12 protein-coding genes and 1 pseudogene are annotated in these 8,178 nt (G+C 44.7%); 6 read left to right on the top strand and 7 right to left on the bottom strand.

All coding sequences use genetic code 11. The features are described from left to right. Nucleotides 1-143: 143 nt before the first annotated feature. Nucleotides 144-554 (bottom strand): hypothetical protein, encoded by a 411-nt coding sequence (locus CGB83_RS20000; RefSeq protein WP_100077419.1) that lies wholly within the window; start codon nucleotides 552-554, stop codon nucleotides 144-146. Nucleotides 555-1,283: 729 nt separating this feature from the next. Between CGB83_RS20000 and CGB83_RS20005 the strand changes: the two genes are divergently transcribed. Beyond that, a complete protein-coding gene (locus CGB83_RS20005; RefSeq protein ID WP_100073926.1) occupies nucleotides 1,284-1,742 on the top strand; it encodes an NUDIX hydrolase in 459 nt (152 codons plus the stop codon). On the opposite strand, the gene CGB83_RS20010 is transcribed toward CGB83_RS20005, so the two are convergent. Both CGB83_RS20010 and CGB83_RS20270 read right to left on the bottom strand, forming a co-directional pair. After that, a complete protein-coding gene (locus CGB83_RS20010) occupies nucleotides 1,743-2,354 on the bottom strand; it encodes an alpha-ketoglutarate-dependent dioxygenase AlkB family protein (RefSeq protein WP_100073927.1) in 612 nt (203 codons plus the stop codon). Nucleotides 2,355-2,490: 136 nt separating this feature from the next. Beyond that, a complete protein-coding gene (locus CGB83_RS20270; protein WP_143052714.1) occupies nucleotides 2,491-2,661 on the bottom strand; it encodes a lmo0937 family membrane protein in 171 nt (56 codons plus the stop codon). Between the two features lie 323 nt (nucleotides 2,662-2,984). On the opposite strand from CGB83_RS20270, the gene CGB83_RS20665 reads away from it, so the two are divergent. From CGB83_RS20665 to CGB83_RS20680, 4 genes are all read left to right on the top strand, one after another. Then, a complete protein-coding gene (locus CGB83_RS20665) occupies nucleotides 2,985-3,677 on the top strand; it encodes a hypothetical protein (RefSeq protein WP_335621865.1) in 693 nt (230 codons plus the stop codon). Next, the gene (locus CGB83_RS20670; RefSeq protein WP_335621866.1) at nucleotides 3,674-3,973 is read left to right on the top strand and encodes a hypothetical protein; all 300 of its coding nucleotides are present in this window, start codon (nucleotides 3,674-3,676) and stop codon (nucleotides 3,971-3,973) included. The genes CGB83_RS20665 and CGB83_RS20670 overlap by 4 nt, the downstream gene beginning before the upstream one ends. A 172-nt stretch (nucleotides 3,974-4,145) precedes the next feature. Next, a complete protein-coding gene (locus CGB83_RS20675) occupies nucleotides 4,146-4,439 on the top strand; it encodes a hypothetical protein (RefSeq protein ID WP_335621867.1) in 294 nt (97 codons plus the stop codon). Then, nucleotides 4,390-4,848, top strand: coding sequence for a hypothetical protein (locus CGB83_RS20680; protein WP_335621868.1), 459 nt, complete (start codon nucleotides 4,390-4,392; stop codon nucleotides 4,846-4,848). The genes CGB83_RS20675 and CGB83_RS20680 overlap by 50 nt, the downstream gene beginning before the upstream one ends. A 194-nt stretch (nucleotides 4,849-5,042) precedes the next feature. On the opposite strand, the pseudogene CGB83_RS20770 reads toward CGB83_RS20680, so the two are convergent. The 3 genes and pseudogenes from CGB83_RS20770 to CGB83_RS20555 all read right to left on the bottom strand — a co-directional run bounded on the left by CGB83_RS20770 (nucleotide 5,043) and on the right by CGB83_RS20555 (nucleotide 6,437). Then, nucleotides 5,043-5,566, bottom strand: a pseudogene (locus CGB83_RS20770) (alpha/beta fold hydrolase). A gap of 141 nt (nucleotides 5,567-5,707) precedes the next feature. After that, nucleotides 5,708-5,965 (bottom strand): phosphatidylglycerol lysyltransferase domain-containing protein, encoded by a 258-nt coding sequence (locus CGB83_RS20550; protein WP_157761479.1) that lies wholly within the window; start codon nucleotides 5,963-5,965, stop codon nucleotides 5,708-5,710. A gap of 58 nt (nucleotides 5,966-6,023) precedes the next feature. Beyond that, the gene (locus CGB83_RS20555) at nucleotides 6,024-6,437 is read right to left on the bottom strand and encodes a phosphatidylglycerol lysyltransferase domain-containing protein (protein ID WP_100077422.1); all 414 of its coding nucleotides are present in this window, start codon (nucleotides 6,435-6,437) and stop codon (nucleotides 6,024-6,026) included. 94 nt (nucleotides 6,438-6,531) lie between these two features. On the opposite strand from CGB83_RS20555, the gene CGB83_RS20280 reads away from it, so the two are divergent. Continuing rightward, nucleotides 6,532-6,807, top strand: coding sequence for a hypothetical protein (locus CGB83_RS20280; protein WP_157761477.1), 276 nt, complete (start codon nucleotides 6,532-6,534; stop codon nucleotides 6,805-6,807). A gap of 28 nt (nucleotides 6,808-6,835) precedes the next feature. On the opposite strand, the gene CGB83_RS20040 is transcribed toward CGB83_RS20280, so the two are convergent. Continuing rightward, nucleotides 6,836-8,068 carry a lysylphosphatidylglycerol synthase domain-containing protein gene (locus tag CGB83_RS20040; protein WP_100077424.1) on the bottom strand — a complete coding sequence of 411 codons (1,233 nt, stop codon included), beginning with the start codon at nucleotides 8,066-8,068 and terminating at the stop codon, nucleotides 6,836-6,838. Nucleotides 8,069-8,178 lie beyond the last annotated feature (110 nt).

An 8,178-nucleotide genomic window follows, 5' to 3' on the forward strand; every position in this document is an offset into this window, starting at 1 on the left:
CTAAATACCGGCATACTTCCGTTTTCAGTGGTGCAAATATAGGATTATTTATTGTATTACAAAAATATTTTTGGCAGCTGAAGACTTTTAAATCGAAAGGAGCTGATATCCAATAAAATATAGTATGCTTTGATGTGCAGATGCTAGTTGCTGTTGAAGTCCAGCAGTCCGTCTGCAATACATTTCCATTGTATTTTTGAAAACCCCAGGATACCGCCGAAGGCGATCATCAGGTTCCTGATCTTATCCATCAGTTTCGCATTGAAGTTGGGCGATTCGTTGCGGCCGTAAATACCTGTTTTAAGCGTGGAGCCCGAATGGGAAATAAGAAATGTGGAAGTGGCCTTTTCCGAGTAGAAGTGGGCGATATATCGATTGTCTTTTTCCTGCGGGTTACTGCATGGCCTGGAAGTGATCAGGATGCTTTCTTCGTGATCATCATTTCTATGGACAATCTTAGTAATTTCTACCCAGTCAAAGCCTTTTCCTGCCTGGTCCGGTGGTCCGGGAATGTCGATCCTGATGAAATCTCCGATCTTGGGAATGCGCTGCACAGGATTTCCGGCTGAGTCATAAAGGCGGAAGTCTGCTGAACCTTTACCACAGTAACTTTTCCACTCGCCGAGGGCGAAGAAACGCTCTTTCAGCAGATGGAATTTTTCTGCGGCTTTTTCCGGACTGTCGAAATTTTCAGGCTTTCCGTATCGTGGAAGCCTCCCCGTTGTTGTGCCGGAACACCCGATATCTTTTTAGGCTTCATATTGATTGTTTGTTTAAAATTACAAGAAATGGGCAGACTATAGTATGAGCAAGGTCACAATGATTATAGATTTTAAATTTTAGATTATGAATTTTGACAGATGATGATTAACAGACTTTAAACGACGACCTGGGAAAGAAAGGCGTTAAAAAAATAAAGGCTGTGAACGGTAAGAAAATTCTTCTGTCCGAAGCGCGGCACAAGAAGTTCAAAGACAGTTCTTATAGCTGATCCGCGCAAGTTCAGAATTTTTAGTGATCAGCCTTTGTTTTTAGTCTTTCTTTCCAGTCTTGATCTTTTGTTTCTTTTGTTTGACTACGTCGAATCTTCGATTTCAAGGCAAAAGAAAAGAGGGGAATATGTTTTTAGATGAGAGATGATAGACGGATAGATAAGAGACAGAGATCATGGATTTTAAATTTTAGAATAATATTTATCTTTGTGTAGGGCGGACTGTTTCTTTAGCCTATGAGTTCATAACCCCGGGATCATTAATTAGTTTGAATTGAGTAAAGGTTAGATTATGGCAAAAAAGAGTGCGGGTATTTTACTGTTCAGAAAACAGAAAGGGGAGCTGTATGTATTTCTGGTACATCCGGGCGGGCCTTTCTGGAAAAATAAAGATGACGGAGCATGGTCGGTTCCCAAAGGGGAAATCATGGAGGATGAAGATCCGCTGGAACGGGCGCGTACTGAATTTTCAGAAGAGACCGGAAAGGAGGTTACCGGAAATTTTATTGCTCTGAAAGCCATCACCCAAAAGGGCGGGAAGACCGTTTATTGCTGGGCTGTGGAAGGAGAAATCGAGACTTCAGGATTGTCCAGCAATACGATCATGATCGCGTGGCCGCCCAGGTCCGGAAAAATGATGGAGATTCCTGAAGTAGACCGGTGGGAATGGTTTTCGGCGGAAGAGGCACGAATTAAAATCAATCCTGCGCAATGCGCATTCATTGATGAAATTGAAGGAGTACTACAATGATTACAATTCCCGGATCATTCGGAAAGTAAGGTTGATACGGGGGCGCATAAGCTCAGAAGATTTGGCAATGCGGTGTTCCCATTCCGTCTGTAAATTCCCTTTCATAATCAGTAAAGAACCATGAGCGAGGGAAATGGAGTGTTTCTGCCTGTGGTCATCCAGTTTCCTGAAATCAAAATTTCTTACCTGCCCCAGGCTCAGTGAAGCAATGGAAGACAGGGTTTCGGTAGCGTGCGTCTTGTCGCGGTGCCACGCTACGGAATCATGACCGTTACGGTATAAGTTCAGCAATACCGAATTAAAACGGCAATCCGTTTCATTTTCAATGCGTTTTTTGAGGTCCAGCAGCTCAGGCAGCCAAGGATGGGCGGTCACTGCTTTTTTACCGATCTGGTAAGAGGTGTCCGGATCGCCATACCAGGCGGTCAGGCGCGGAGTAACAACTGTTTTATCCCGTATTTTCTGCAACGTCTGCTCCCAAGGAACGGTATCAATCAATAATCTGATCAGCTGGTCTGCTTCTTCCCTGGCTAAAAATTGTTCCGTATAATCCAGCAGTTGATCGGGGAAACGGTAAAATTCATCAGAATTGAAAAGGCTAAGTTGTTGCATTACAAAATAGAGGCGTTACAGGTTCAAAATAAATCATAGTGTTACCGTATAAAAGTAACACTATGAGTTGTTCTTGCTTAAATCATTGACATATTGATACAATGACTGATGTGGTGTTGTTAAATGTGCAGTTTGCTTAATCAAGTGGTCTTCTTCCTGATATAAGGTTATAAAGGATCACAATGATGGCAATTACCAATAAGATGTGAACAAGATATCCTGTATCCATTCCCGGTACGATTCCTAACATACCTAAAAGCCAAACGACGATGCAGATTACTGCAACTAACCATAAAATACTTCTCATGACTGTAAAATTTAAAGTTATATATGAGGTTTATAGCATATTTTATGCCTTTTATGCCGGAGGATGAAAATGTGGTATCTGTTGAGCGAAAATTTTTATTGTTTAGATATTATATATCCGTCCTAATCGCTGTCTGGACCGGATTGCATGCGTTACTGCGATGATCGCTTTTTTTATGCTTAAAAGTTGAAAAACATGATTTCACACAGATTTCAGAATAATTCATGTGCTATTTAGTGCATAATTCATAGGAAACAGATATTTTTGCACGAGTGAATAGTTGATGGGAATTGGTAAGGACAATTATTTTATTCAATATATAAATGATCAACAAACCTTTGCACAATTTCCATATTCCCGTAATGGGATTGGCGTACACGATAGACAGCCCTATCCGTGTAGCGCAGTACGGAATATCTTCCGTCATTTCTATAATCGATGATGAGATTATAGAGAAAATGAAAAATTTTTACAGCAGGAAATTCAACCTGACGTATGCCGAGATTCCTGTGAAAGCAGACGATTACCGTGCCAGGAGGATTACGGACTACCTGAATATGGTAGATGAGATCGTTACGGAAAAGTTCGGAGCCTTTAAAGAGGACCTTGTTAAGAACAGAGCCACACTGAAAAGATTTACCGAAATGCTTCCCAACACTTCGGAGCTTAGAAAAAGCCTCCAGAGCTTTCTGGGCCAGAGCGGTGATTTCACTGCTGCCGTACGGCGCTGCATTGAGACCCACCTGAACCCGGGCAGCATTGACGTGAATATCATGACCAAAGTGGACAAGGACAATTACAGGGACCATGAACAGCTCCCTGTGATGTACAATGATGCCCATGCGTCACTCCGTGGATTTGCCAACAGCCGGTTATCCGCTGCTGTGGTGCTGTCTGCGGGCATGAATCCGAGGCTGTACAGCTATATGGAAACCTTTGATGATTTTTTCCGGATGCTAACGGACAGATCAAAAAGAAGATTATCCTTAAGGTCAGCGATTTCAGGTCGGCCATGATCCAGGGAAACTTCCTGGCTAAAAAGGGACTCTGGGTATCGGAATACAGGATTGAGTCCGGACTCAACTGCGGCGGCCATGCTTTTGCCACCGAAGGTTTGCTGCTGGGACCTATCATGGAAGAATTCATGCAGAAAAAACAGGAGCTGATCCATTCAGCCTATTCCCTGATGTCCGCTGCTTTGGAGCAGAAGGGCAAACCCGGACTGTCCGGTCCCCCGGAAATGAAGATTACGGTACAGGGTGGAGTAGGTACCTCAGAAGAGCATGCATTCCTGCTTGAAGGTTCCATGTAGATAGCGTGGGATGGGGATCTCCTTTCCTGCTGGTTCCGGAAGCCACTTCGGTAGACCGTGAACCAGGGAACTGCTGAGGCAGTCCGGAGAACATGACTTTTATGTAAGCAACCTTTCTCCGCTGGGCGTATTGTTCAATACTGTTAAAGGCACCTCCAATGAACTCATCAGGATGCGCAGAGGAACTGTAAACCGGTATGGAAGCTCGTGCCCGAAAAAACTGCTGGCCCTCAGCAAAGAGTTTTCCCCTGAAGGAACCTGTACGGCTTCCAAAAAGTACCAGGATATCAGGCTTGCCGAACTGGATTCAGAAAGCCGCACCTCAGCATGGAACAATTTGAGAGGAAAAGAAAACCATCACCGAAAAAGCGTGCCTGTGCGTAGGATTGGTCAATGCCGCTTATATGGAGCAGGATATGGAAGTCAAAGGCGAGGAACAGGGAGTGGTAGTCTGTCCGGGCCCTAACCTGGCCTATTTTGATAAAGAAGTTTCCCTTTCGGAAATGGTCCGCCATATTTACGGCAACGGTGATGTGCTTTCCGTGCGCAACCGCCCGAATATGTTTATCAATGAACTTAAAATGTATGTTCAGCATCTCAGGGAAGGTATTGCAGCCTGTGGAGAAAGCCTTACCAGCGTTCAGCAGAAAAAGTGGAAAACGTTCAGGGACAATCTGTATGAAGGCATCGCCTATTATGAGGAAATGTTTGCCAACACCGGATTTTTCTGGACAGAGATCAATGTGATTAACAGGCAGCTCAGGATTATAAGAATATGCTTGCAGAGATCGAAATCCCGGACATCCGGTAAAGATGACAAGGCTTTAAAAAATGGTTTCGGCTGCCGGAGGCAGCCGAAACCATTTTTATCATAGAATCAAAAGATTTTTTGCAGATTTTTATTCGGAATATGCTGATGGAGGAACCGGCAAGCATTTCCGTATTCCCTCCGTAATGATGGTCTCCATGGATGTGGACCATCTGATACGTTGCAGGATTGAGTGTAATCTCATTGTATGGAAAATGGGCAAACTCAAAATCACTCAGCACCAGCGTCAGCGAACGTCCTTCATTCTATTGATCTCGGGATCACTTCAAAGCTGCCTTTGAATTCCTCTCCGAAATATTCCGTAAGATGGATTTTAAAATCATTGCTTTTGGAAGGCCCGATGATAAATACCTTTTCAATTTTATTTTTGAGGTCCGGTGTAAAGCGGTTATAGACAAACGCCGTGACATCAGCCCCAAAGGAAAAGCCGATAATGATAACCTTTTTGTTCTTACGGCCGTTTAGCTGCCGGTTGATGTATTTTTCCACATCAGCAGACGTCTGAACGGGGGTTTCCTGCTCCAGAAATATGATTTGGTATCCAGGGCAAATACATCGTAGCCGAAACTATGGAGATCCCTGCCCAGGTTTTTGGAAAAGGTATTGAACCCGGCATCACCGCTCAAGTAAAAAATAATAGGGCGGGAATCATAGTCGTCATTCCATTCCGTCACTTTAAAATCACTTCCTTTTCCACAGCCGGAGAGCATAAAGATTAAAAAAAAGAAGGGGGTTAACCGTAATAATTTCAATGTGCTGTTCATGGTTTCATTACTTTGTTTTAAGGCAGCCGGGGTAGTAAAAGATCAAGGTCATTGTTATACACCAGGTATTTGTTTTCCAGAGGTCAGCTATTTTCCTTAAAATTCCTCAGGCTCTGGTAGTGCTTAAAGCTTCCGAGCCTTTCATAGGCCAACTGTAAAGCTGCTCTGCCGTATTATCGGGTTGCCGGCTCCGGCCATCGGGGTCATTCCCATATTGATGAATTTAAGATCTTTGGCGCGGGGCGTATTCCACCAGCTTAATGATGAGCGAATCACGCTTCCGTTAGGGGCATCCTCCTTTTTGCGGATCATATCATAACTGCATTCATCCGGGGCGCAATGCGGGATGATATTCAGGAAAGCGACACAGCAGCCTTCCGGATCAAGGATCAGGATCAGGTCCTGGTTTCTGGACTACTTCACGGTCAAACATCCCTTCTGCAAATACAATTCCTTCTTATCCGATTCCGTCAGCCACTCGTCTGAAACCGCCTGGATCTGATCTATGGTGGCGCTCTGATTGCGGCGCATACCTGATTTCCGTACGGTATCCTGCTTTTTCAAGTCCGTGACCCCGTTCCTGATGGATTTCCGCTCTTTCCCGGAAGGCTGAATTTTCAGCATCCAGCAATGCATCCTGCCCGATGAAGAGTTTCTGTTTCCCGGAAGACGGAAAATAGGAGAGTCCGTCTTCGCCGATCCTGTAATAACAGGTTTTAAGGCTGTTCTTGCGGCAGTAGCTTTCAAATTCTTCTATCACGGTCACTTTATCTTCTGAAGCGCATACCGGTTCTTCGAGTACAACGGCAAATCCGTTGGCCGTCCGGAATGATACAAAACCATCCGCTTCTTCGGAAAAAAAACTGTTTATCCTGGGCCAGTTTGAAAATCAGGGATGAAGCACCATATTCTTCCACCAGGTTTTCGGCATCTTCGTATTTTTCGGTACTGCCATCAGTACCTTTATGGATATTGCTCCTGTACAGCGAAAAAATAAGGATCATCCAGGAAAAGGCACCCAGGATAAAGTTCAGGTTCTGGAAGTCCCTGGCAAAGCCTGTGCGGGCCACCAGTCCGGAATCGCTGAAGAGCAGGAACGTATGAAGGGTATAATAAAAAGCTTCCTCTTTGGTGAAATCGATCCCGAAATGGGATTTACTGATAAAATAAAAGCTCAGGTAATTGAAGATGAAAATAGCTGTAAAAATGCCCGTAAACCATCCGAACCCGCGCTGAAGTGAAATCCTTTTTGTCCTGAGGATATATTCTTTACGGCTGTAAACCAGCAGTCCAGTGTCGCCAGCGCAAAAGGGCCTCTTCGTAATCCAGGGCTTTGGTCAGGTTGAATACCACAGACATAACCGTAAAAGCCACTGCGAAATACCAGGCCCTGCGGGTCCCTTTAAACAGATGGGCGGAAGTAACCAGTAATAGAACTCCCGCAATCAGTGTCAGCGTCTTGGAGAGATGGATAACGTCCAGCGGCAGGTACCCTTTGATGATATGAAGCCGGTCTGCGAGGGCAGGCGTAATCACCGACAGGATATTGATGATACCGAGAAAAAAGATCATGACCACCGGGATCATCCGGGCCAGAAGCTTCCTTCCGCTCCAAAGATAAGCTGCAATACCGACCAGTAAAGGAAGCCAGAATTCAAACAACCGATAGAGCAAAGTAATGCCCAGACCGTCCGCATGCTGGTATCCGAAGCTGACCAGGATATAGGTCAGCGAGAATTCCACAGCACCCAATCCCCGTAGGAAAGGCGAAATGATCATCAGTACAACAGACACGATGTAAGAAATGGCCGCTGCGGAAAAAGAGGCAGGCGTGCCTAATGCATACATCGCAATAAGCAGGTGAAAAACCCCGCAGAATTCTATCCCTACAGAAATCAGCACGGTCATCCGGAAACTTTTACGGTCTATTTCACTGCTGAATATTTCCTCAGAAGAACGGATCAGCTTAGGGAATTTTCCGCTCCGTAAACCGGTATAATGCATTTTTTTCCTGAATGAAATAAAAACACCATATAACGCGAATACCAAAATACCCAGAACCGCAATCCCGGACCAGCTGCTGCTGAAATTTTTATTGATGAACAGTGCGTAGACCATCAGTGGAAGGCCAACGACAAGAACAGTCAGCAGCCCTACAAAACCATATACGGCACTTGCCTGGTGGATAGACGCTGTATTATACCCTTTGGTCCTGATGTTCCTCGGAAGATAAGCCAGGGAACTTACGCCTCCGGCCGGCAGGAAAACACTCAGGAAATTACGTTTCAGGAACAAACTGACTGCTTCAGGCAGTTTCAGGCCAAGCCCGGCACTCCGGAAACTGGTTACGTACATGAGGCCCTGAAGAATAATATAGATAATGGAAAGGGCGATACCTGCCAATATCCATTCCGTCCTGGAATTTTTAAGCTGCGGTCCTATGGAGGCAAGCTCATGCCTTTCACTCCTGAAGAAAACAAAGGCAAGCAGTAAAAACAACAAAAGCCAGCAGCTCTTTCCAGCGGATCTGCCTGAACATTGCCGACAGTTTGAATTTTTTCATGTACAGTTTTTTTATCTGTTCTTATTTGAAGGCATAAAATTAAATAAAA

Origin of the sequence: Chryseobacterium camelliae, assembly GCF_002770595.1 — a bacterium.
Classification (GTDB): domain Bacteria; phylum Bacteroidota; class Bacteroidia; order Flavobacteriales; family Weeksellaceae; genus Chryseobacterium; species Chryseobacterium camelliae.